20 protein-coding genes are annotated in these 23083 nt (G+C 60.9%); 13 read left to right on the top strand and 7 right to left on the bottom strand.

Annotated elements, in window-relative coordinates; genetic code table 11:
• The first annotated feature begins 55 nt into the window (after positions 1-55).
• Positions 56-1456 carry an amidase gene (locus MA04_RS16795; RefSeq protein ID WP_262461694.1) on the top strand — a complete coding sequence of 467 codons (1401 nt, stop codon included), beginning with the start codon at positions 56-58 and terminating at the stop codon, positions 1454-1456.
• 50 nt (positions 1457-1506) lie between these two features.
• Here the strand turns inward: MA04_RS16795 and MA04_RS16790 are convergent, their stop codons facing one another.
• The 3 genes from MA04_RS16790 to MA04_RS16780 all read right to left on the bottom strand — a co-directional run bounded on the left by MA04_RS16790 (position 1507) and on the right by MA04_RS16780 (position 4806).
• Positions 1507-2766 carry an MFS transporter gene (locus tag MA04_RS16790; protein ID WP_262461692.1) on the bottom strand — a complete coding sequence of 420 codons (1260 nt, stop codon included), beginning with the start codon at positions 2764-2766 and terminating at the stop codon, positions 1507-1509.
• A gap of 177 nt (positions 2767-2943) precedes the next feature.
• Positions 2944-3891 carry a pirin family protein gene (locus MA04_RS16785; protein ID WP_262461690.1) on the bottom strand — a complete coding sequence of 316 codons (948 nt, stop codon included), beginning with the start codon at positions 3889-3891 and terminating at the stop codon, positions 2944-2946.
• Between the two features lie 69 nt (positions 3892-3960).
• Positions 3961-4806 carry a hypothetical protein gene (locus MA04_RS16780; protein WP_262461689.1) on the bottom strand — a complete coding sequence of 282 codons (846 nt, stop codon included), beginning with the start codon at positions 4804-4806 and terminating at the stop codon, positions 3961-3963.
• A 177-nt stretch (positions 4807-4983) separates the two neighbouring features.
• Here MA04_RS16780 and MA04_RS16775 point away from each other — a divergent pair, with 177 nt between their 5' ends.
• From MA04_RS16775 to MA04_RS16745, 7 genes are all read left to right on the top strand, one after another.
• Positions 4984-5775 carry a M15 family metallopeptidase gene (locus MA04_RS16775; RefSeq protein ID WP_262461686.1) on the top strand — a complete coding sequence of 264 codons (792 nt, stop codon included), beginning with the start codon at positions 4984-4986 and terminating at the stop codon, positions 5773-5775.
• Positions 5776-5967: 192 nt separating this feature from the next.
• A complete protein-coding gene (locus tag MA04_RS16770; protein ID WP_262461685.1) occupies positions 5968-7260 on the top strand; it encodes a PAAR domain-containing protein in 1293 nt (430 codons plus the stop codon).
• Positions 7257-7736: a hypothetical protein gene (locus MA04_RS16765; protein ID WP_262461684.1), complete on the top strand. Its 480-nt coding sequence runs from the start codon at positions 7257-7259 to the stop codon at positions 7734-7736. The genes MA04_RS16770 and MA04_RS16765 overlap by 4 nt, the downstream gene beginning before the upstream one ends.
• 369 nt (positions 7737-8105) lie before the next feature.
• Positions 8106-9188 carry a hypothetical protein gene (locus tag MA04_RS16760; protein ID WP_262461682.1) on the top strand — a complete coding sequence of 361 codons (1083 nt, stop codon included), beginning with the start codon at positions 8106-8108 and terminating at the stop codon, positions 9186-9188.
• An 8-nt stretch (positions 9189-9196) separates the two neighbouring features.
• Positions 9197-12949: a type VI secretion system membrane subunit TssM gene (gene tssM / locus MA04_RS16755; protein ID WP_262461680.1), complete on the top strand. Its 3753-nt coding sequence runs from the start codon at positions 9197-9199 to the stop codon at positions 12947-12949.
• A complete protein-coding gene (tagF, locus tag MA04_RS16750) occupies positions 12942-13940 on the top strand; it encodes a type VI secretion system-associated protein TagF (protein WP_262461678.1) in 999 nt (332 codons plus the stop codon). Before tssM ends, tagF begins: the two co-directional genes overlap by 8 nt.
• Positions 13937-14722, top strand: coding sequence for an OmpA family protein (locus tag MA04_RS16745; protein ID WP_262461677.1), 786 nt, complete (start codon positions 13937-13939; stop codon positions 14720-14722). Before tagF ends, MA04_RS16745 begins: the two co-directional genes overlap by 4 nt.
• A 19-nt stretch (positions 14723-14741) precedes the next feature.
• On the opposite strand, the gene tssA is transcribed toward MA04_RS16745, so the two are convergent.
• From tssA to tssJ, 4 genes are all read right to left on the bottom strand, one after another.
• A complete protein-coding gene (tssA, locus tag MA04_RS16740) occupies positions 14742-15785 on the bottom strand; it encodes a type VI secretion system protein TssA (RefSeq protein WP_262461676.1) in 1044 nt (347 codons plus the stop codon).
• Between the two features lie 31 nt (positions 15786-15816).
• Positions 15817-16608 carry a type IVB secretion system protein IcmH/DotU gene (gene icmH / locus MA04_RS16735; RefSeq protein WP_262461674.1) on the bottom strand — a complete coding sequence of 264 codons (792 nt, stop codon included), beginning with the start codon at positions 16606-16608 and terminating at the stop codon, positions 15817-15819.
• Positions 16605-17933, bottom strand: a complete 1329-nt coding sequence (gene tssK, locus MA04_RS16730; RefSeq protein WP_262461672.1) for a type VI secretion system baseplate subunit TssK — start codon at positions 17931-17933, stop codon at positions 16605-16607. The genes icmH and tssK overlap by 4 nt, the downstream gene beginning before the upstream one ends.
• A gap of 151 nt (positions 17934-18084) precedes the next feature.
• Positions 18085-18678: a type VI secretion system lipoprotein TssJ gene (gene tssJ / locus MA04_RS16725; RefSeq protein ID WP_240342785.1), complete on the bottom strand. Its 594-nt coding sequence runs from the start codon at positions 18676-18678 to the stop codon at positions 18085-18087.
• A gap of 550 nt (positions 18679-19228) precedes the next feature.
• Here tssJ and MA04_RS16720 point away from each other — a divergent pair.
• The 5 genes from MA04_RS16720 (at position 19229) to tssE (ending at position 23083) form a co-directional block, all read left to right on the top strand.
• Positions 19229-19792: a tetratricopeptide repeat protein gene (locus MA04_RS16720; protein ID WP_163126812.1), complete on the top strand. Its 564-nt coding sequence runs from the start codon at positions 19229-19231 to the stop codon at positions 19790-19792.
• A gap of 35 nt (positions 19793-19827) precedes the next feature.
• Positions 19828-20343: a type VI secretion system contractile sheath small subunit gene (gene tssB / locus MA04_RS16715; protein WP_133490773.1), complete on the top strand. Its 516-nt coding sequence runs from the start codon at positions 19828-19830 to the stop codon at positions 20341-20343.
• A gap of 5 nt (positions 20344-20348) precedes the next feature.
• Positions 20349-21839 carry a type VI secretion system contractile sheath large subunit gene (tssC, locus tag MA04_RS16710; RefSeq protein ID WP_262461667.1) on the top strand — a complete coding sequence of 497 codons (1491 nt, stop codon included), beginning with the start codon at positions 20349-20351 and terminating at the stop codon, positions 21837-21839.
• A 123-nt stretch (positions 21840-21962) separates the two neighbouring features.
• Complete coding sequence (locus tag MA04_RS16705; protein ID WP_022995904.1) at positions 21963-22454, top strand: Hcp family type VI secretion system effector; 492 nt, start codon at positions 21963-21965, stop codon at positions 22452-22454.
• Positions 22455-22573: 119 nt separating this feature from the next.
• A complete protein-coding gene (gene tssE / locus MA04_RS16700) occupies positions 22574-23083 on the top strand; it encodes a type VI secretion system baseplate subunit TssE (RefSeq protein ID WP_163126814.1) in 510 nt (169 codons plus the stop codon).

The raw sequence follows: 23083 nt of genomic DNA, 5'->3' as shown, positions 1-23083 counted from the left end.
GTGGGCGGTCTTGCTAGCGTTGGCGCTGGTAATCCGGGCTCGAGGAGCAATGAGAATGACAAACAACGAACTGCACTATATGGATTTGATGGAAGTGGGCCGGCAGATCCAGAGCCGGCAGCGATCCTCCGAGGAGGTCACCCACCACATGCAGGAACGGGTCGATGCGGTGGATACACGCTTGCACAGTTATGTCACCGTGATGGCGGATCAGGCATTGCGGGATGCCCGCGCCGCCGACAAGGAGATTGCCGCGGGGCAGGCCCGAGGTCCGTTGCACGGCGTACCGCTGGCGGTGAAAGACCTGTTGTGGACCGCCGGCACCGCCACTTCCCATGGCATGCCTATTCTGCGTGATCATGTGCCCACGGAGGATGCCACCACGGTACGGCGTTTGCGTGCCGCCGGTGCCGTGCTGCTGGGTAAGTTGCAGCAAACCGAAGGCGCCTTCGCCGACCACCACCCGGACGTCACCGCGCCGCTCAATCCCTGGGGAGAAACCTTGTGGTCCGGTGTCTCTTCCAGCGGTTCCGGCGTGGCCACGGCCGCGGGGTTGTGCTTCGGCTCCCTGGGCACCGACACTGGCGGCTCGATTCGCTTCCCGTCCTCCGCCAACGGGGTCACCGGGCTCAAGCCCACCTGGGGCAGAGTCAGCCGTTATGGAGCGTTCGAACTGGCGGCATCGCTGGATCATATCGGCCCGATCGCCCGTAATACCGCGGACGCCGCCGCCATCCTGGGGGCCATCGCCGGTGCCGATCCACTGGATCCCACCGCCGCGCGGCAGCCGGTGCCGGATTATTTGGCATTGATGACGCGTGGCGTGACCGGTCTGCGTCTCGGGTTTGATCCCGACTGGGGAATGCAGCCGGCGGACCAGGCCACCCAGGCGGTGGTGCGCGAAGCTCTCAAGGTGTTGGAGAGCGCCGGCGCGGAACCCCGTGAAGTGCGTTTTCCCGACACCGACCAGGCCGTGGCGGACTGGAGCCCACTGTGTGGCCTGGAAACGGCGGTTGCCCATGAGGAGACTTATCCGTCTCGCCGCTCCGAGTATGGACCAGTGCTGTCGGCATTGATCGAAGTGGGACGTTCGCTGGATGCCATGGATTACCAGAAACTGCAGTTGCGACGGGCGGACTTCCGCGGGCGGGTGGATGCGCTGTTCGACAAGGTCGATTTGCTGCTGATTCCCGCCGTCGCCTACGCCGGTGTGACGGTGGAGACCATGGCTTCCTTTGCCGACGATGAGGCCCTATTGGGAGGGATGATGCGTTACACCTGCCCCTTCGATCTCAGCGGCCACCCGACCCTGACCCTACCTGGCGGGGTCACCGCGGAGGGCGCTCCGGTGGCGTGGCAACTGGTGGCGCCTCATTTCCGGGAGGATCTGCTGGTTCGCGGCGGTTGGGCTTTCCAGCGCATGACCGACTGGCACCGACGCCATCCACAGGTCTGACCGTCGGATCCGATCATCGGAACAGAAGGCGGGGTCGGGGCCCCGCCAAATCATGCGCGGCCTGGTTCGGGCTGCTGGAAGAAGCGGGCGTCGGGCAGGCGCAAGGAGACCATTCCGGCCACCGCCAGAATGGCCGCGGCGCTACCAAAGGCCACCCAGTGTGTGCCAAAGGTCTCGTAACCCCAGCCACCCAGCCAGGAACTGATCATCGCGCCGACCTGATGCCCCAGGTAGGCCCAGCCGTATAGCACACCCACCGAGCGGATACCGTAGACGTCGGCCAGGATCGCCGAGGAAAGAGCGATACTGCCGGCCCAGACGATGCCGCCCACCGCCGCCACGGCGTACAAATACCACACTGATGGCACCATCATCAGGCCGATGAAACCGAGACCGCGAATCAGATAGATGGCCGCCAGCAGGTTGCGACGCGGTACCTGGTCGGCGAGATGACCGAGCACCAGAGTGCTGGGAATCGCCACCAGGCCGATCAGACCGATGCCCAGGGCGGCGGTGATGGGATCGAAGCCATGGTCGGTGAGCATGGGCACGCCATGACTGCCAAGCAGGTTCATGCTGAAACCACAGGCAAACAGGCCCAGTGCGATTTTGCAGAAGGGCAGGCTGCGCATCGCCGCCAGGCTGGTGAGCTGCGCCAAGGGCGCCAGTGGCGGCGCGGATCTGCCGCCAGCGCTGTCGCCGGGCAATAGATCGGTATGCTCGGGGGCTTCGTCACGGATGATCATCAGTGCCGCAGGGATCACCAGCAGCACGAACAGCACGGTGAAGCCGATAAGAGTGTGCTGCCAGCCGTAGCGTTCAATGGTGAAGGTGAGCAACGGCGTCATCACGGCGATGCCCGCCATGGAGCCGGTGGAGAGATAGAACAGCGCCTTGCCACGCTGGCGTGTGAACCATCGGCTGATCACCGGCGTCAGGGCCACCGGGCTGGTGAAGGAGAACCCCAGCGACAACAGGATGCCGAAGGCCAGAAAGAAACTGAACGGGTCGGTGGCGTTGACCGACCAGATGCTGGAGAGCACGACGATGACGGTGCCCAGCAGCAAGACCGCCCGGCTGCCGTATTTTTGCGCCATGAAACCGGCCACCGGCATGCCGATGCCATAGGCGAGCATGCCGAGGGCGACGATGGTGGAGAGCGTTGTCCTGCTCAGTCCCAGATCCTCGGCGATGGGCTTGAAGAACGGCCCGATCCCCATGCGCATGCCCACGGTGAGCAGAGTAATGGTGGTCGCGGCGGCGACAATGTACCAGCCAAAATAGAGGGGGCCGGTCTGCTGACGAGTCATGACATGGATTCCTTCTTTCGAAGCCGGCGCCGGGCCGGCTCCGGTGATCGGGCGGGCTATGATTTACATCTTAAGGAACCAAAGTGCAAGCATTACATTCCGCGCGGTAGGTCATTTTTATCGCACGGTACAGGACGGCGGGAAAGGGCGGTCAATACCGCCCACGGTCAGGACGGTTCACTTCAGTTTGATATTCGGATCCAGGGTCGGGGCCGTCAGCGGCGGGCCGTCGTAGGCGTCCACCGCGCCGAAGCGGTCGTTGGGGTAGGACTGCCAATCGCTGATCGCCGCCTCGATACGCGCCTGGTCACGGCCGACAAAATTCCACCACAGCAATACCGGCTGCCCCAGTGGTTCGCCACCGAGCAGCATGATGTCCGCGCCGTCGTCCAGTTCCAGCGTCACCTGCTCACGGCCCTGGCCGAGATAATAGAGGCTGCCGGTATCCATGGCGGTGCCTTCCAGGCGGGCATGCCCCTGATTGACACAGACCCCCAGTTCGAAGGAGGCCGGTACCGGCAGACTCAGGGTGGTATCCCCGGTGGCGCGGATATGAGCGCCAACCAGAGGGGAAAACACCCGTGCCGGAGAGCGGCGTCCATCCAGCTCGCCCACCACCAGGGTGACGGTGGCATCACCGAGGCGCCATTGCGGCAGCTTGGTGTGGTGCGAGAACGCCGGGTCGGTGTCTTCGTCTGATTCCGGCAGGGCGATCCAGAACTGTAGTCCGTGGATCGGGCCGGAGAAGCCGGGCGGACTTTCCTCGGAGTGGCAGATGCCCCGACCGGCGGTCATCAGATTGAGCTGGCCGGGGCGGATAACCTGTTCATAGCCGAGGCTGTCTTTATGCAAAAGCGCACCCTCGAACAGCCAGGTGACGGTCTGCAGTCCGATATGCGGATGGGTACCGACATCGACGCCGTTATCCGCCTCCAGGTTGGTGGGGCCGATGTGGTCGAGAAAGCACCAGGGGCCGATGCGGCGTTGTTCACGTACCGGCAGGTGGCGGACAATCGGCAGGCCGCTTCCGAGAATCTTGCTTTGCGAGGGCAGGGCGCGAACAGTGGGACGTTCGCAGTTCTCCGGACAGTCGATCAGCTCTCCGCCGGTGGTGACGTTGCTCATGGCTGGCTCCCGAATGGGGACGGTATGGGAACCCCAGTATCGGTGTCGGAGAAGATCCGGTAAAGCGGCTCAGCGCGCTCTGGCACGCGGGGTGGGGCAGGCGGCGTCCTGGCCGGCGTAACGGCTGCAGACCTCGTTGCGGCAGCGAATGCCGTTGAGGGTGTTGCCCGGCGGGCAGGCACGCAGCTGCTGCTGCACCTCCAGTGAGGTGGGCAGTTGCGGAGTTTCAGACACCGGCGGTGCCGGTGGCTCCGATAGGGACGCCAGTGTCTGCTGGGTCTCGCCATAAATGCGCAGCATGAGGGCATCAATGGCCTCATTGCGGCCGCTTTCCACATCACGATGCTGTTCGCTGAGATGGCCGTCTCGTACCAGATCACGCAATACCGGACCCAGTGTGCCATCGTTGTTCACCTCCACCGGGTCCAGGCGGTTCACTCGTGAGGTCGTGCGTGACGCTGTGGGTGAGGCCGCCAGATGGTTGGCGGTGCGGCGGGGCGCCGACGTCTGTGATTGCCTGGCGGAGGTTCCCGGGGATGTCGATGCCATTTGGGGGGGCGGCGCGTCATCGCTCGTAATGCCGGAGGTGCCGCCACCGGCCTTTCCGCCAACCTCATCCGGATGGTCATCAATGATGACCGCGCCGCCGATCCGCGCCAGCGGGTCCGAGTGCGAGGAGGCGTCGGTTACCGGGTCAGGCGTGCTGGTTGGCGGAGGTGGTGTCACTTTCGTCAGAGAGGAGGGCGCCAAAGAGGCGGAGGGCTGAGCCGGGGGGATCGGTGTGGACCACCATTGGGCAAATAGCCAGGGCAGAATCAACAACAACGCGGCGGCGATCAGCGTGATCGGAGATAAGACGCGGCGCAGGCGCGACAGCATGTCGGGAACGCCCCTTTTGGCCGGGCGTTCTTCCATGTCCGCTAGGATTCTGCCTCCCTGGGCAGTGTCGGGCGCGTCCTTGCCGGAAGTCACAAGACTCGGCGCCGCTGAGTGACCGGTATTCAAAAGCTGTCCTTGCCGTTAAATTACCCTCCCGCATTCTAACTACTGGGTGAGTGCCGTCAACGACGGTATCGACATGGAAGGCATGCCGTGTTTCTGATTGTTGCGTTGATCACACTGTTTTTGCTGCTGTGCCTGGGGCTGGGCTGGTGGATGTTGCCCGAGCGGAGACGGGAGACGGTTTCCGCGCCAAGGCGTCAATGGCGTCTGCCGCGCTGCGTGCGGCGCCACGGTGTGCTGGCAGCGGTGGTGGCCCTGGTATTGGTGGTGCCACCTTTACTGGTGGTGTCACTGCGCCAGAATGTGGAGTTGAAGCCTTTTCGCAGCACCGATCTGGCGGAATCCCACTCGATGATCGCCGAACTGCTGCGGGGCGAAAGGCTGGTGCCGCCACCACCGCCGCCACCGGAGGTGTTCACCAATGCTGAAATGCGGCGGTTCCATCCGGAGGTGATCAGCGCCGACCGCCGCTGGGACAAGGTCGATGGTGCCCTGCGCCAGCGGGTATTGGCGATCTATCGGGTGATGAAGCAGCAATATGGCGTTGAGATGGTGCTGGTGGAAGGGTTTCGTGACGCCGAGCGGCAGAAAAAACTGATGGGCAAGGGGGCCAGTCTGGCCGGAGCCTGGCGCAGCTGTCACCAGTACGGGCTGGCGGTGGACAGCGCTCCGCTCAAGGACGGCATGCTGCAGTGGGATATGGAGGACCCGTGGACCCGGCGAGCGTATTTCCTTTACGGGGAACTGGCCAAGGAGGCGGGTTTAACCTGGGGCGGTGACTGGACCAATCTCAAGGATTACGTTCACGTGGAATTGCGCGACCGGTGTCTGGCGGCCCGGCGAGCGCGCCAGGCGCGACTTGATGCGCAAAGTGGTTCCTAGCGCCTGCATCGCTCAATATCGGCTCAATTCCCGGCGTACTTCGCAACCGTTTCTCAATCATTTCACAACAATGTCGATGCGATTGGTTCCCCAAGGTGGAACCCTGATATACTCCGACGGCTTAATGGCCTGCGCCCATCCGGTGCCGGCGCTAAGGAAAGATTCCGTTCACAGGATGTGAGGATTGGCGATATGTCACGGCCGATCATAGTACTGGGTGACAAGACCGACCATGGCGGCACCGTCATCGGCGCTTCCACCACCACCGATATCGACGGCAAGGGCGTGGCCCGGGTCGGCGACAAGGTCATCTGCCCCAAGCACGGCCCTTCCCCCATCATCACCACCATCGCCACCGGCGACCCCACCAATCTGGTCGATGGCCAGCCCGTTGCCCGTCATGGCGATAAAACCGCTTGCGGCGCGACCCTGATCTCCAGCCAGGCAGCGTCCGTGGTGGATGCCGGCGGTGGCAAAAAAGGCAGCGACCTCGGTGCGGTGGCCGCCGGCCTCGCCACCGTCGTGGGCGTTTCCGCCGCGGTCATTGGCGCCCGGGCCTCCCGATACGATGAGCAAATCCGCTTCGTCAACGCCAAAGGCGCCCCCCTGGCCGGGGTGAACTATCGCCTGGAAATGGACGATGGCAGTGTGGTCGAAGGGGAAACCGATGACGACGGACGCAGCCGTCGTATTGAAACCGACCAGCCGAGCAAGGTGGTCAAGGCGACGCTTTCCTCCTCACAGCCGGAGTGCTGCGGTGATCAACGGCACGGGCATGAGGCATCCAGTCTGGAGGTCGACGTGGGCAACGTAACCACCAGCGATCAGCAGGTGGGAAGCTCGGTGGCCACCGTGGCCACGCCGGAAGGTGAGTCACGAGGGCTGACCTCCGGGGAAATCGCCATGGCCCGGCAGATATTTGGTGATTCCATCGACTACGGTCGGGTCCGCGTCCATAACGGTGAATATTTGTGGTTTGGGCTGCAGCCCAACGATACGGCAATGACCCCTAATGGAGAGATGTATTTCAATCCTGACCGATTTCGGGAGGACTTTTCTCCTCCGGCTAATTCTTACCATAGAGATCAGGCCTGGTTCATGCATGAAATGACCCATGTTTGGCAGTACCAACTGGGCTATCCGGTTAAGTGGAAACGCGGAAATCCGCTCGGCTGGATTATGTCGTACAAATACAAGGTGGACCCAGCCAAACGCTTTTCTGACTACAACATGGAAGAGCAGGGTGACATCATTCGCGATTACTTTTCGCTGAAAATTCTTAGGAACCGCCATGTCGTCGTGCAGGAAGAGTATCGGCGCCTGGACCATTTGCCGGATCTGGAAAGCATCTTGGTGGATTTTTTGAAGCAGCCCGCTGATGTTCGCCACTTGCCCGGTGGTGGAAAACCCGGACGGGACGACAGGCGAGAAGAGCGTGGTTTGGAGAGGGCTGAGGCCTTTCCTGATCAAGGAGATGATGAATGAAAGCGGGCATTGTCTTTGTTATGGCGCTGGCCGTTGCCGGTTGCTACAGCATTTTGGGGCACCCCTCTGTGGGCACGACGCATACGATTGGGAAGAATGGCGTTCCCTGTTTTGCCCTCGCGGACCCTGGTTGGAGGGATTGGCGAGTTGGATTTATTCAGGTAATCGAAGAAGCACAGCCTCCTGAGGTGGTTTGGGAAGTGGGTATAGACGCCCCTTATCCGGTTATTAACAAAAAAGACTGCGTCGCCTGGGGGCAAACCTTTGACAACAGTGAAGTGCGAGTGCCCATGCCGCAAGGTGAAAGACTTAAAACCGGCCAAGTCTACGGCATCTCAATGATGACATCCCCTGTTGGCGATGACAGGGACGGTCGGGGGTACTCCGGCTATTTTTGCTTAACGGAGTCTCCAGCAGGCGGCTGGGAGGTCCAGGATCTGGGACTGAAAAAAGATGCCTGCCCCGTTGCACAGTAAATATGAACAGCGAAAACGTTTCGGGAAGCGATGGTGACTTTGGGTAAAGCGCTGAAGGGAATCTTGCTGGTTATTGTTGTCTTCGCCCTGTTCTGGGCCGGGACGATTCTCTTCTGGCGTATCAGAAACACCGATCCAGGCGTAGGCGAGTCGGTGGGTTGGCTTCTGCTTGCCCCGCTTGTGGTGCTCGTGTCGGTATGGGGCCTGATGCGATGGCGGCGTAACCGTCGGGCCGCAACCAATGACAAACCGGATACGCCGGCGCAGGCCCCGGAAATATCGGATGCTGCGCCGACACGGCTTAATTTGCTCGCCGCGGCGCTGCGCTTGCCAGCGGGGGAGACTCCGACAGAGGCCCTGCAAGGTTTGATGAAACCTCAGGTCCCCAAGCTTCATGGCACCTTGCGCGATGCCCAGGGGCTGCCGTTATTCGCCGCTCCGGTGCCGCTGTTGACCGCGGCGGCGCTGGATGCGGTGACATTGGAATTGAATCGGCTGGCGGGGATGACCATGCCGGTGGAGGAGTCCACTCGCCGCAGCCTGGCCTTACTGCTGCCCGTATTTGATGAATTACTGATGGAACTGGCCGCCGCCCGTCCCGAGGAGGGGCCCACGGATGAACGGGTCATTGCCGGCCTGCGGCACCGCTCGTCGCCGACGCGCTCGGCACCGGTGCTGGTACGGGTAATGTTGCCCGCATCCAGCCCTTCCTCGTTGTTCCCGCTGTGCGAGAAGATGATGCGGGGTCGGGTGGAGGACCTGGGGTTGGCAACCGGCCTGGGCTGGCGCTTCCAGTTTGAAGGCGCCAAGGGCGGAACCGCCTTCTGGTCGCGTCTGGCCGAACCCGATGAGGGAGAACAGTGGCAATTGTGGCTGGCGGCCGCCTCGCTGATCGACCCGGAGCGTCTGCAGTCGCTGCAGAGGCAGGGCACCCTGATGAGCAGCCGTACTCCGGAGGGAATGATCCCGGGAGAAGGCGCCGCCGGTGTGCTGCTGGGGCCGGCCGAAACAGACGCCGAAGCGGTGTCTTGTCGAGGCCCCTATGACGTGGCTACCGGGGACGTGGACAGCCCGCAGGCCCGGGTACGGAAGATGACAAAAGCATTGCGCCCGGAACAAGCGACGGATCAGCCGCTCCCGGATCTGCTGATCAGCAATGCGGATTATCGTTCCGGCTCTTTCGAGGAGGCCGCCTTGTTGGCGCTGAGCTTGAATCCGGATTTGGACGCCGGTCGCCAGTTGCTGGCGCTGGGGCGTGCCGGAGCGCTGGATAACGCCACACCGATGGCCATGTTGGCTTTGGTGTGGCAGGCGTTACGCGACGGTCATGAAACCGTCGCAATATTGTTCGTGGATGAACAACAAGGTCGGCGGGTGGCTGAATTCACCGCCGCGCCTTTGCCACAGAATCAAACCCAGCCGTCTCCGACGGCTGCCGCTGAATCGGAGTAAGGACACTTATGTCGGGCATGAGAAAGGGGCTTGCCAGCCTGGGCGCCTGGTTGATCAATTACCGATTGTGGGCGGTCTTGGCACTGGTGATCGGGATCTTCCTGTTATGGCGAGGCGGGGACCCGGGCAGCCAGATCGGCTTCGCGTTGCTGATTCTGGCACTGGTGCTCGGGCTGTTCACCCTGATCCGGTGGGGAATACGGCGCTGGCGCGAACGGCGGGCCACCCGGGATATCGACGGTTTGATGAACGAGCAGGCCGAGCGGGCGTCACGCAACGCCAAGGCCGAGGATCGCGGCGATATCGAGGAAGTGCGGGGCCGCATGCAGGAAGCGGTCAAGGCGATCAAATCGTCGCGCCTGGGCGTTCTCAAAGGCAAGGCGGCGCTTTATGAGCTGCCGTGGCATGTGATCATCGGCAATCCGGCGGCGGGGAAAAGCTCCGCCATTCTTAATTCCGGGCTCAAGTTTCCCTTTGAGGACAATCGCAACAGCGTGGTGCAGGGGATTGGTGGCACCCGCAATTGCGACTGGTACTTCACCTCCGAGGGCATCGTGCTGGACACCGCCGGACGTTACTCGGTGGGTGGCGAGGACCGTGGTGAGTGGCTGTCCTTCCTCGACTTGCTGAAGAAACACCGCCCGCGTGCACCGATCAACGGCATTATCATCGCCGCCAGTATCGCCGAACTGTCCGGTAACCGTCCGGAGTTCGCCATCGAGCTGGCCCGAAATCTGCGCCAGCGAGTGCAGGAGGTGACCGAACGGCTGGAAGTGTTCGCGCCGGTATACGTGGTCTTCACCAAGGCTGACTTGATCGCTGGTTTCATGTCGTTCTTCAGTGGTCTGGATCCGTCCGAACGGGAGAAAGTGTGGGGCGCCACCTTACCCTATGACCCCCAGGCTCAGGTGGACGAACTGTCGATCTTCGACCAGCATTTCGACGAGCTGGCGGAAGGCCTCAAGGAAATGGGCCTGTCTCACATGGCGATGCAACGGGGCAGGGAAGTAGCGCCGGGCTTGCTGACCTTGCCGTTGGAATTCGTCAGCCTTAAACCGGTACTGCGCACCTTTATCGCCAGTCTGTTCGAGGACAATCCGTACCAGTTCAAACCGGTGTTCCGTGGATTCTATTTCACCAGCGCGCTGCACGAAGGGGAGACGGTACTGCATGCCTCCGAGCGGATCGCCGACGAATTTTCCCTGGCACCGCGGCAGGACAAGGACGAACCGGTAAACGGCAAACCGGATCAGGCTCATTTTCTCAAAGACCTGTTCCGCAAAGTGATTTTTGCCGACAAAGAACTGGTGCGCCAATACTCCAGCCCCTACCGGACCCGCATGCGCTATGGCGCTTTTCTGGCGGGGGCTTTGGTAGTGGCGGCTCTGCTGGGCACCTGGGCGTGGTCCTACACCACCAACCGGCAATTAGTGGCGAACGCCTCCCGTGACTTGCAGCAGGCGGTTCAGATCCAGGAGGGGCGGCTGGATCTGCAGTCCCGTATTGACGCCTTGCTGCTGCTTCAGGACCGTTTGGAGCAGTTGCGCCAGTACCGCCGCGATGGCGGCATCACCACCACCATGGGGCTTTATCAGGGCGACAACATCGAAGCTGCTCTGTGGCGGGAATACTTCGCCGGCATGGATCAGGTGATGGTACGGCCGACCCGGGCCCGGTTGGAGGAATACCTGGGCAAGGTGGTGGCGAACGCGGACCAGCTGTCCATGGAAGAAAGCAGAGAGGAACCGCGCACGGCCTTGTACGTGCCGCCCTCGCCAAAGGACCCGGCCGAAGCCTATAACGCGCTCAAAGCCTATCTGATGCTCGGCGATCACGGGCGGGTGGAACAAACCCATCTGGCCAACCAGCTGACTCGTTACTGGCGGGGTTGGCTCGACGCGAACCGGGGCCAGATGAGCCATGAGGATGTGGCGCGGGCAGCGGAAAAGCTGATGACGTTTTATGTCGCCAGTGCCAGCAAGCCGGGGTGGCCGGAGATCGACACCCGGGTTTCTCTGGTCAATGATACCCGTCAGGCATTACGTGGCGTGATGCAAGGGCAGCCGGCGATGGAGCGGGTGTTCGCCCAGATCAAGGCCCGTGCCGCCGCGCGTTTCTCCACCATCACGGTGAATTCCCTGCTGGCGGGTGCCAACGGGCAGAATCTGCTGAATGGAAGCTATGCCATTTCCGGGGCGTTCTCCCGGGAAGCCTGGCAGGAATATATCAAGGACGCCATCCACGAAGCCGCCAATACCCAGCTCAACACCACGGACTGGGTGCTCGACACCACCGAGCAGAGTGATCTCTCTTTGGCCGGCAGCCCGGAACACATCGCCCGCCAGATTACCGCACTCTACAAGCAGGAATATGCCGCGGAATGGCAGCGTTTCCTGCGTGGCGTGAGCGTGGCGGGTTTCTCGTCCGGCTTTGACGACGCCACCAGCGCCATGAACCGGCTCGGCAACAGCGAAAGCTCCCCGCTGAAAGCCCTGCTACAGGCCGTGCATGAGCAGACCGTCTGGGATAATCCGAGAGCCCTGTACGCTCGGGTCAGTGAGCGCTCGGAGCAGAACAGCGGTATTGTCAACTGGTTCAAACGCGTGATCCTGCGCCGTGCTCCGGCAGGCATGTCCGGAATGTCCTTCGAAATCGATGAGAAAACCGGCGAAGCCATGCTGCCGCCATTGGGGCCGGTGGGCAAAGCCTTCGAAGGGTTCGCTCAGTTGATGGAGAAACGGAGCGGGCAGGCCCCGGCCATTGATGCTTACTTCGAGGCTCTGGCGGCGACACGATCCCGTCTGAATGACATCAAAATGGCGGAGGTGCCGGGTCCCGGCGCTCGTACCCTGATGCAGGAAACGCTGAGCAATCAGGGCTCGGAGCTGAGCTCCGCATTACGGCTGGTGGACGAGCAGTTGCTCACCGGGCTTGGCGCGGAAGAGAAACAGGCGCTCAGGCCGCTTTTGTTGCAACCGCTGACGCAAACCTTCGCGGCGCTGGTGCCGGCGGCCGAGAACGAGATCAACCGGACCTGGCAGGCTCAGGTGTACCAACCGTTTGATCAGGGTATCGGCCAGCAATTTCCGTTTGATCTGAGTGCCGATGAGGATGCGCCGAAAACCGAGGTGACGGCGATCTTCGGTCCCTCCGGCGCCATCGCCACCTTCAACAAGGACGCGCTGGGAAGCCTGGTGATCCAGCGGGGCAACGTTTTGACACCGCGTCGCTGGGCTGGAATGGGAATCCGCCTGTCACCCGAGCTGGTCAGTGGCTATGGCGATTGGGTGAGTGGTCAGAGTGGCGGTGCCGGTGAAGCTGATGTCACCATCTTCCAGATCCTGCCGGCGCCGGCCATCGGCGCGGTGGAGTACGTTCTTGAAATCGACGGCCAGTCGCTGCGTTACCGCAATACGCCGCCGCAATGGGAAACCATGCAATGGCCCAATCGCGGCGCCACCCCGGGCGCCACCCTGGTGGCCACCACCAGCGACGGTCGGCGGGTACAACTGGCCGACTTCCCCGGAGAAAACGGCTTCGCTCAGTTGATGGACGCGGCCAACCTGGAGAGCCGCTCGGACAGCAGCACGGTGACCTGGAGCAAGGGCACGGTGTCCATTTCCATGGAAATGCGCACCGTGCGCCGGGCTGGTTCCGGCAGCGACAGTGACAGTTGGCAGCGAGGATTGAAGCTGCCTCGAATCGTTGCCGGAGAAGGAGCGGATGAGCGGCTTGCCGGCCAGGGAGGCGAGGATGAGTGATACGGCGGAAACGCAAACCGTACAGGCGGGATACTTCGGCAAGGTGCCTTCCCGTGGGGACTTTGTGCGCAGCAACGATCAACATCGCCTGATGTCGCTGTTGGACCGCTGGGCAGCCAGCAGCCTGGACCAGTTCAGCCACAATCCGGACTGGAAAACGCTGTACGACCAGGCGCCATGGCTCCACTTCGCCTTTCTCGGATCACGCAGTCAACTGGCGATCGCCGGCCATATGCTACCGAGCAGCGACGCTTCCCAGCGACGCTATCCTTTCCTCTCCGCGCTGCGCTTGCAGGTGGCGGATACCGCCGGATTCATCGCCCGCAGTCCGCTGGCGCTGTTCCCCGTCTGGCGGGAATTGGCGAAGGAGTCGAGCCGGGCGGTGCACAGCGCGGACGCGGCCTCGGAGCTGGCCGGATTGGGGCAGCGCGATTTCGCGGTGGAGATCCAGCCACAGGCGTTTGAGGGCCGTTTCCAACAGTTACTGGAGCAGGAAACACTGGCCGGACTGGAGCAGAGCATGCATCGGGCTGGACATCCCACGGTGGCGCTTAAGCGCAGCCTGCCGGCGCTGGGGTTGTTGTTGCAGCCGTTGATGAGCCAGCAACAGGTAAGTATCGACAAAGGTTTGATCCTGCCGCTGCCCGCGGAGGCGGCAGCGCAGGCGCTGACCGCCACCTGGTGGCTGGACATGCTCACAGGCTTTGTTCGCCGTGGAGATTTCGAGTTGGCGGTGCTGATTCGCGGCGGCGAGGTGCCGGCAATGATCATCGGCTTTAATGGGGCCGATCACCAGATACTGCGTTCGGTATGGGATCCGAGCGTGGCGGAATCCCATTTGATCGCCGTGCAGGACGCCGACTGGGTAGAGGACTATATGGCCATGAATGTCAGCTTGAACCGGCTCGCCAGCTACATCGATCGTGGCGATTTGTCCCTGGGCAGCGCCCGCCGCTTTTTCATGGAAACCTTTCTCGGGGGTGAAATATGAGCTGGCGCAAAGGGATACTGATGTTGCTGTGTGGTGGCTTAATACAAGTGTCATTCGCTCAGGAGGCGGAGGAGGCTCCGGCGAAGCCTTCGTTGCCACCGGTGGTGGCCAAGGGCGTGGTCCCGGATCAGGCCACCCGGGCGGCTGTGTTGGAACGTCTGCATGACATTTACGGCGCCGAAAGGGTGGTGGACCGCATCCAGGTGGAAGCAGTGCCCGCTCCGCCGAATTGGGGCCAGTACGTGGCCAATATGTTGTCGCCGGAACTTAAATCAATCCGTGGCGGCGAGATCAACATTGAAGGCCAGAGTGTCCGCATCACCGGTGAAGTGGATAACGAAGCTCAGCGCCAGCGTGTGGCCAGCGCCTTGAGTATGGCGAGCAGCCGGGACTACACGGTGACCAACAGTCTGCGGCTCGGTGAGTCCCGCCAACAACGTCTGGACGATACTTTGGCGGATCGCTTGATCCGGTTTCAGAGCGGTAGTGACCGGCTGACACCTGACGGACAGCGCATTCTTGATGAAATGGCCGAGGTGATGCGCGATATGGGAGAGGCCCATGTCCAGATCATTGGCCATACGGATAATGTCGGCCGCCGTCAGAACAATGTGGCGTTGAGTTACGCCAGGGCCGACGCGGTGCGTCGTTACCTGATCGAACAGGGCGTGCGGGAAGACGCTCTGGGGGTGGTCGGCAAGGGGCCGGATGAGCCGGTGGCGGACAATGCCACGCCCGAAGGGCGCGCGCGCAATCGGCGCATCGAGTTCCGCATTCTCTGATGGCGCTCGGAAAGCGGGATCAGTTCATGTCCTGATCCCGCTCCACATCCAGCAATTCCTCCACCTGCGACAATATGCCGTCGTCCTTGATCACCGTTTTCAGCCATTGATGCAGAGGCATCTCGCCCCAGCGGGCGGCGCGTTCGGCCAGATAGGCCACCGGGCTGTGCGGTTCGGTGCGGCGAAAGAACGCTGCTACGTCCCGCAGCTGCTCCAGTGCTTGTTGTCGTGATTGGATCGGGCCGCCATGGCTGGCCGCCGGCGTGGCGGAGATGATCGGAGGATTGGGATCGCCAGCACCGACCTCGGTGTCATCGCCAGGAACGTCCACATTGGCATCCCGAGCGAAGCGGCGGGCGGTCTGATTCAACAGCGTCAGTAGATCCTCGGCCGCGCTGAAGCTGGGGCCGTCCACACCCAAATGCCGGTCCACCGCATCCCGCAACTCGCGTAGCGCGGCGCCACAGTCGGGGATTTCCTCGAGCAGACGCCGGTAGTAATCCGGCGAGGTGTCCCGCCGGGCCGCCTGCAACTGATCCTGATCCGGATGGTCGCCGGGATCCTGCTCGGGATTTTCCGCCCGGGAAAACACCGTCTCGAAATCGTTAAGCCCGAAGCGTCCCTGAGGGGCATTCACCAGCGGCAGGGTGCGCAGCCATTGCTGCGACTGGGTCAGCAGCCAGACCAGATTGCCAACCCTTTCTTCCGCGTCGCCCTGGTCCATCATCGGGTACACGGTGTCCCAATAATGATCACAGAAATAGGCGATCAGGCGATAGCCGCCGGCCAGCCCGGCAAAGCCATGCAACTGGGTGTTGGCTTCGGCGAGCCAGGATGCCACCCGTAAATCCTTGGTGCGATTCCGCAGCAACTCGCGACACTGTTTGGCCGCGCCCGGCCAATCCGCGTATTTGATATCGGTGACCCATTCCCCTTGATCCAGAGTGGGATCGTCGGCGCGCCTGGCTTCCTGAATGGCATCGAATTCCATCGAAAAAGACAGATCGTCACCAGTGGGGGCGTCATCTCGAATTGGGCTGATCAGGTCTTGCCAATGATCCATAACGGGGCACGACTCCGTGGCGTTCGCCGCATCAAGGCAGCGTGATGGTGATGTGCGCGGTGCGCTCTGGCATTTGCACGATGTCCTGGTAAGCCGCCAGGCTGGTTTCGGTTTGTTGATTCAAGGTCAGACGCAGACCGAAAAACGCCAGTACCGCGAAGCCGGCCAGGAATATCAGCGGCAACCAAAGCGGCACCACCCGACGGAGGGTATGGCGAACATTGTCCGGTGGTGCCCAGTGCGGGGCGAAGCCGCTGCGTTGTCCTTTCAGGTAGGCAATCTCATCGCCAAGACGGGCAATCAGGTAACCCAGCTTTTCGCTGCCATCGAGCCGGTACTTGCCTTCGAACCCCAGCAGCAGGCAGTAGTGATAAACCTCCAGTGAAGCCAGCCTGGGCGCGCCCTGGGCCCGCAAATCTTCCAGATAATCAAAGAAATGCTGACCCGCCAGATGATCGCCAAACAGGCGCAGTTGTAACGGATGGCGCTCCCATTCATCGCGGAGACTGGTCGGTTGCGACAAAATGACTTCGTCCACCGCCGCGCAGAAAGCATATTTGGCGGCATAGATATCTTCGGAAGCGATGCCGTTCTTCATCGCGCTGCGTTCGACCCCTTCCAGAAAGCTCTGAATCTCACTGGCAAAGGCATCCGCCTGACTCGGTAACTGGCCCCGTTTCAGCAGCACCAGCAAATAGAAGCCATCAAACATGAGGTCCAACAGGCGGCCACCGGCGACGGTATCCCGTGGCGCGGTACCGGTATCCGCTGGCGCGGCGCCGGTAAGGGAAGGGCGTGCGGAGAGAGAAGGGCCTTCGGTCATGAGGTCACCGCGATCAATTCAAGTTTCAGGTCCTGTACGCCGGTGGGGACATAGACCATCACCGATTGTCCCTTGAGCATCCGTTCGTACAGCGGACCACGGGGCTCCAGGGAAAAATAGTAGCTGCCGGGACGGACCGGAATGGCGGCCGGAATCTGACTGGCATGGATCAACTTAACCCCGGGCATGGCGGCCAGAACACATTTTTCCACATCGTCCGGTGCGCCCACCTTGAACCGGACCGGCACCGTTTCCACCAGTTCCTGGCCGGGCATGTCCGCGGCGACGCCCAGATAAAGCGCGGTCTGGGCGTCAATCCGCTGGGAGTCCAGCATGCCACGATGATAAGACGGTTTGATTTCGGCCAGCGGGATGGCGAAGTGGCGGGTGGAAATGACCGTGTCGAGCAGATCCCGCACCAGATGGAATAGAGCCGCGAAGGCCTCATCCGGGGCTTCGTGACGGTACTGAGGAAGATCCGCCAGGCTGTGTTGTGTCGAGTAGGTCAGCAGATTCCCGGCCAGACGCAGCAGCTCCTGATAGAGCCGCTCCGGGTGAAATTTGGGTTGAGCGAAGAAATGCGACAGCGTGGCGTAGGCGGTATTGGCGGTATGCAATAGCCAGAATGACGCCACGTCCGAAGAACGAAACTCGATCAGCCCTTGGGAAGCTTGACGTTGCTGATTGCCGAGAGCCTCGGATTTGGCCTGCAAGGCATCCAGCAGTCCACGCAACTGACGGGTCAGATAATCCGAGGCGTCCAGGTGCAGACACGGCGGCATGAAGCTGTCGTCCAGCTCGAACCCACCCGTGGAGGTGCGCTTGACCCGCAACAAAGGCACGGTCAGATAGCGATCGCGTGGGGTGTCATCGGTAAGCAACCGCACGGACTTTTTCAGATAGGTGAGCTCCGCCTGGGCGGAATCGGTGTACAGATCGGTGGTCCCCATCAGCGTCTGCGTGAACCGGGCGTTGCCGCCATCGTCATTGCAGTTGCCGCCATGTTCCTTGAGCAGAGGCAAAGCCAGATGAATCACTGTGCTGGACACTCCGGCGGGGAGTTCCTCCAGACGTAAGGGGTCGGGCAGAGCGTCGGCATCGGGTGCCTGGTAAATTTCGCCGTCCGGGAATACCAGTGACAGTTCCAGAATACGAACGGCACCACTTTCAAGGGCGCGCTGGTCCAGGCGGATTTGGCGAATACCCCAGGGGTAGGGGTGCAGGCTTTGCGCGACATGATGAAGGCGCGCTTCGTGGTAAGTGTCCTGGCGTTGAAAGTGCTGTGGGCGAAGGAACAGGCCTTCCCCCCAAAGTACCTTCGACATGCGGCTGACATGCGACACAGTATCTTCCCTTGATATCAATCCGGCTCCGCGCGGTTAGCGTCGAGCTTCGTCCTTAATTGACTGTCCGCGCAAGACTACCGGCCCCTTTCGGGGGATGCAATGGATAATGGAATCCGCGCTGGCGGTGGTTTCAGCGCGGTAACGCGGGGCATCTCACGGCCACCAGACTGGCGGGGTCGCCGGTGGGTGTCCGGATCAGGCCGGTGCCGTCGCTGGTCATCGCGCAGGCGTGAAACCCCAGAGTAAGCCCGGACTTGATGACGGGCTTTTCGGTGACATCGAAAGCCAAGCGCCAACGCTCCCTCGCCGGAGAGCGGAACAGCCCCACAACGCCGATCGCCTTCGCTTGTTCCGGAACACGGGCTTCGATCAGATGATGAGCACCGGGCGTCAAGACGACTTCACTGACGCTGATCAAATCGTTGCGTAAAGTGCGGGTCTCGGCATCGTCATCGAGAAAGTCCTGCAACGAAGCCTCATAAAAACGTTGGGTGTCGCGCAAATGATAAATTCGTACCACAAGCGAGTAGGCCTGATAACCGGTGCCGGCGTTCAGATTGTCGCCGCCGTAGAGGCGAACCGGGATGACGGTTTCCTTGGGGTCATCGGAGCCAAGCAGCGCGCAGCCTTGAAGCGATATTAACAGAGCGGTCAGCAGAATATTTTTTGTGAACTGGTTCAAAAAAACGGAGCGGCGCGGGACAGGGGAGCGCATCGTATCCATACGTAGAAAGTCCTGGTTTTATCCTGAAGTAGGCCGTGTTTCGATGGCATGCACTTTAGCAGTTTAGTCCCGCCTGGCCCAGTGCATCCAGGGCCACGGTGTGGTGCCAAACAACGGTGAAATGTGGCCTTGCTTGACAGGTCGGACATGCCCACTATACTCGGCCCAATTGGCCATGCCGTTGTTTTTCGTCACAAAGCTGACATCCATGCACGTTAGTATGAATATGCATGAGTGGCTTCGAACGGCGGCAACCACCGATCGAGCGGGGATGCGTATCACGTTTGTGGAGATCGGAAGGCCTTCTGACGAGAGCAAGGACGACACAGAGTACGATGTCCAGGGACTGGATTAATACCTCATTTTTCTTTTCCCCTGAACCCACATCACTCAAGCGTTTCGGCGCTGACTCGCCGTTCTCCTGTTGCTCTTTGATTATGGTTCGTCCGTTTGCCGACATGTCAGGCGTGGACGGAAAACATAACCTTAGAAGACATAAGAGATGGTATTGAACAGGGAACGCCTAATACGTCTTGTCACGGTAGCGATCATGCTTGCCACACTGAGTGCTTGCAGCATGATGTCCGGTCGCAAGTCCGCCGAATATGGCGAACAGATGGGGCGTGCCGAAGGCGCGCTGAGCAATGACAAGGTGGACGCCGCTCTGGTGTCGTTCGCCAACGCCGCCAAAGCCGATCCCACTCGCAAGGAACCCTGGGTTCGTATGGCCCAGATCCAGTTCGATCGCAATAACTATGCCCACGCCATCGTCGCCGCTGAAGAAGCGCTGCAGCGGGATGGCCGTGATCTTATCGCGGAAGGCATCCTCACCTTGAGTGGTTTGCGTATCGCCAGCCAGTCCCTGCAGCGTCTCGGTGAACGGGATGCACTGGGTTCCGAAACCGCGCGCCGCGAAGCGAGGGCGCTGGCGGAAACACTGAAAACCGCTATTGGCGAGGAGCCGGTGGTCGACGACGAGGAAGATAACCGCAGCGCCAGGGTCAGCCGCCCGGCGCCGCGCCCGAAACCCCGTGTCAGCGCGCCGCCCAAACCCAAGACAACGGTCAGCAAACGCAGCGCCAACGATCCGTTCAGTGGTATTGGCGGTGACTGAGTCCCGCCCCGTCGATTCAGCCAGGAGATAGCTCCATGTCCAAGAAGGATAGCACTCAAAAACGTCTTCAGAAGGTACGTCCGCCGCGAGTACAGCTCACCTATGACGTGGAGAAGGGCGATGCCATAGAACAGAAGGAATTGCCCTTTGTCGTCGGTGTGTTGGGCGATTTCAGTGGCAACCCGGAAGAGCCGCAGCCGAAGGTCAAGGACCGCAAATTCGTCAATGTGGATATGGACAACTTCGACGAAGTGATGGAAGGCATGACGCCGCGGGCGGTCTACCGGGTACCGAACAAACTGACGGAAGAGGGCGGTGAGTTCGGGGTCGAGTTGAAGTTCAAGTCCATGGAAGATTTCCGTCCGGAAGCGGTGGTTGAACAGGTGGAACCGCTGCGTCGTTTGCTGGAATCCCGCACCAAGTTGGCGGACCTGCGCAATAAACTGATCGGCAACGAGAAGCTGGAAGATCTGCTTTCCGACGTGCTGAAAAACACCGAGCAACTGAAGGCGCTGCGAGAAGACAGCGGCGCCGACGACGATCAGGAGTGATGACCATGGGAAAAGAGGTGGCAAGCACTAATGAGACGGGAACGGTAACCGAAACCGAAGGCCTTCTCGACCAGATCGTCGAAGAGAGCCGGGTGGCGAAGTCCGATGAGGAGCATCGCCGGGCCAAGGATATCATCTCCGAACTGGCGAAAGAGGTTATGGAAGGCACCGTGGTTGTGTCCGACAATCTCAACATGACGCTGGATGCCCGTATCGCCGAGCTGGATCGTCTGATCTCCGATCAATTGAGCGCGGTAATGCACGCGCCGGAATTTCAGGATCTCGAGAGTACCTGGCGCGGTTTGCACTACCTTTGCGAGCATACCTCCACAGGCTCGATGATGAAGATCAAGGCCTTTAACGCCAAGAAGCAGGATCTGATTCGCGACTTCAACTCCGCCATCGACTTCGATCAGAGCGCTCTGTTCAAGAAAGTCTATGAAGAGGAATTCGGCACCTTTGGTGGCGCTCCGTTCGGAACCCTGATCGGCGACTACGCCATTGGCCGGCAACCTCAGGACATGTACTTCGTGGAGCAGATGTCCCATGTGGCCGCGGCGGCCCATGCGCCGTTCATTACCGCGGCTTCGGAAGACATGCTGGGTCTGGAAAGCTTCACCGACCTGGGTAAACCCCGGGATCTCGCCAAGGTCTTCGACACAGTGGAATACGCCAAATGGCGCTCCTTCCGCGACGGGGAGGACAGCCGCTACGTGGGGCTGACGCTGCCGCGTTTCCTGGGCCGGTTGCCCTACAACCCGAAAGACGGCACCACCGTTGAAGGCTTCAACTTCGTGGAAGAGGTGGACGGCGCGGATCACAGTAAATACCTGTGGTGTAACACCGCCTATGCCATGGCCACCCGGCTTACCGCGGCATTCGAGGATTTTGGCTGGTGTGCCGCCATTCGCGGCGTCGAAGGCGGCGGGCTGGTGGAAGATCTGCCGACCCATACCTTCCGCACCGACGATGGTGAGGTGGCTCTCAAGTGCCCCACCGAAGTGGCGATTACCGACCGCCGTGAGAAGGAACTGAGCGATCTTGGTTTTATTCCGCTGGTGCATTGCAAGAACACGGACTATGCCGCGTTCTTCGGCGCTCAGTCAGCGCAGAAGCCGAAGAAGTACAACACCGACGCTGCCAATGCCAACGCCATTCTTTCCGCGCAGCTCCAATACATGTTCGCGGTCTCCCGCATCGCCCACTATCTCAAGGCGATGATGAGAGAGAAGATCGGCAGCTTCGCCTCCGCGGGCAACGTGGAAGAATTTCTTAACCGCTGGATTTCCCAGTACGTGCTCCTTGACGATAACGCCACTCAGGAAGCCAAAGCTCAGTACCCGCTGCGCGAAGCATCCATTCAGGTCTCGGAAGTGCCCGGCAAGCCGGGTTCCTACAGGGCAGTCGCGTTCATCAGGCCGCATTTCCAGCTTGATGAACTGTCTGTATCGCTGCGGCTGGTGGCGGAGCTCCCGGCTTCCGCCAAAAAGTCATAGCGATTTCACGGGGTCCGGCGTGGCGGGGTGCCGTTGCCGGATCGATTAATGAGTTGCCAAAGAAGGGGCAACGGAAATGGGCGGCATGGCGTCGTCTAGACCGCATGAAGGAAGGAACTTGACATGCAACATGCATTTTTAAACATCGATTCCATTAAAGGCGAATCCAATGATGATAAGCATCCAGGATGGATCGAGATTCAATCGTTTTCGCAGGACATCCTGCAACCGCGTGCTCCCACCGCGTCCAGCTCTGGTGGTCAAACCGCGGAACGGGTGAGCTTCGGCCCCATCGAAGTGGTCAAATCCATCGACCTGTCCAGCACCGTGCTGTGCCAGGCCTGTGCCAACGGGACCACTTTCGCCAAGGCCGAGATCGATTTCATGCGTGCCGACAAGGACGGCAACGCCATCAACTACTACAAGGTCGAGCTCAAGAATGTCCTTGTACACCGGGTGACCACCACCATCGGTGAAGATGGCTTGCCCCAGGAAGTAGTACTGCTCAGCTTCGCCGCCATCCGCTGGACCTATAACCAGCAGAAACCGGAAGGTGGTATCGGTGGTAAGACCATGGGCCAGTGGAACCTCAACAAAAACGCTCCTCAATTCTGATGAGCGGCGGTGGCGTCCGGCTCTGGGCGCCACCGCTTTTTTTGCCGCACCGAGCCAGGGAATGGGCGGTGAGACTGGCGCAATCCCGATAATGTCATGAAGTCAGGGCGAAAAAGGGGATGAGCGTGAAACGATGGGATAAGGGACTGGAACCCAGTCTGCTCGACAAGTTGTTTGATGACGCGCCGAAACAGCCGGGCGACCAGAATATCTTTAAAGCGTCTTCGTTGGGGCAGTACAAGGAAACCGTGGCGAGAGACCTGGAAGGTCTGCTCAATAGCCGCATGGCGTTATCGGAAACCCTGTTCGACGCCTTTCCCCAATGCCGGAAATCCCTGATGGTTTATGGGCTGCGAGACTTTTCCGCCATGAGTCTGGTCAATGCCTATGACCGGGCGCTGATCTGCCGCTCCCTGGAGGATGCGATTTCCCGTCACGAGCCCCGATTACACGAAGTCACCGTCACCCTGGATGAAGGCAATGCACCAGGCGGCGGACTGCATTTTACCATTCACGCCTTGTTGGATATCCGTCCCGCGCGGGAGCCTGTCAGCTTCGATGCGATGCTACAACCCTCGACGCTGCAGTATTCGGTGAGCGGATTCCGCCGTAACGCCAGGGCGTCCTGA

The organism is Alloalcanivorax balearicus MACL04 (genome assembly GCF_025532145.1).
GTDB classification, from domain to species: domain Bacteria; phylum Pseudomonadota; class Gammaproteobacteria; order Pseudomonadales; family Alcanivoracaceae; genus Alloalcanivorax; species Alloalcanivorax balearicus.
Note: the sequence above shows the minus strand (reverse complement) of the source record. Positions and strands in the feature narration are given on the sequence as shown.

Coding starts and splice junctions, on each gene's coding strand:
- MA04_RS16795 (WP_262461694.1), top strand. CDS start 56: ATGACAAACAACGAACTGCACTATATGGATTTGATGGAAGTGGGCCGG.
- MA04_RS16790 (WP_262461692.1), bottom strand. CDS start 2,766: ATGACTCGTCAGCAGACCGGCCCCCTCTATTTTGGCTGGTACATTGTC.
- MA04_RS16785 (WP_262461690.1), bottom strand. CDS start 3,891: ATGAGCAACGTCACCACCGGCGGAGAGCTGATCGACTGTCCGGAGAAC.
- MA04_RS16780 (WP_262461689.1), bottom strand. CDS start 4,806: ATGGAAGAACGCCCGGCCAAAAGGGGCGTTCCCGACATGCTGTCGCGC.
- MA04_RS16770 (WP_262461685.1), top strand. CDS start 5,968: ATGTCACGGCCGATCATAGTACTGGGTGACAAGACCGACCATGGCGGC.
- MA04_RS16765 (WP_262461684.1), top strand. CDS start 7,257: ATGAAAGCGGGCATTGTCTTTGTTATGGCGCTGGCCGTTGCCGGTTGC.
- MA04_RS16760 (WP_262461682.1), top strand. CDS start 8,106: ATGAAACCTCAGGTCCCCAAGCTTCATGGCACCTTGCGCGATGCCCAG.
- tssM (WP_262461680.1), top strand. CDS start 9,197: ATGTCGGGCATGAGAAAGGGGCTTGCCAGCCTGGGCGCCTGGTTGATC.
- tagF (WP_262461678.1), top strand. CDS start 12,942: ATGAGTGATACGGCGGAAACGCAAACCGTACAGGCGGGATACTTCGGC.
- MA04_RS16745 (WP_262461677.1), top strand. CDS start 13,937: ATGAGCTGGCGCAAAGGGATACTGATGTTGCTGTGTGGTGGCTTAATA.
- tssA (WP_262461676.1), bottom strand. CDS start 15,785: ATGGATCATTGGCAAGACCTGATCAGCCCAATTCGAGATGACGCCCCC.
- icmH (WP_262461674.1), bottom strand. CDS start 16,608: ATGACCGAAGGCCCTTCTCTCTCCGCACGCCCTTCCCTTACCGGCGCC.
- tssK (WP_262461672.1), bottom strand. CDS start 17,933: ATGTCGAAGGTACTTTGGGGGGAAGGCCTGTTCCTTCGCCCACAGCAC.
- tssJ (WP_240342785.1), bottom strand. CDS start 18,678: ATGGATACGATGCGCTCCCCTGTCCCGCGCCGCTCCGTTTTTTTGAAC.
- MA04_RS16720 (WP_163126812.1), top strand. CDS start 19,229: ATGCTTGCCACACTGAGTGCTTGCAGCATGATGTCCGGTCGCAAGTCC.
- tssB (WP_133490773.1), top strand. CDS start 19,828: ATGTCCAAGAAGGATAGCACTCAAAAACGTCTTCAGAAGGTACGTCCG.
- tssC (WP_262461667.1), top strand. CDS start 20,349: ATGGGAAAAGAGGTGGCAAGCACTAATGAGACGGGAACGGTAACCGAA.
- MA04_RS16705 (WP_022995904.1), top strand. CDS start 21,963: ATGCAACATGCATTTTTAAACATCGATTCCATTAAAGGCGAATCCAAT.
- tssE (WP_163126814.1), top strand. CDS start 22,574: ATGAGCGTGAAACGATGGGATAAGGGACTGGAACCCAGTCTGCTCGAC.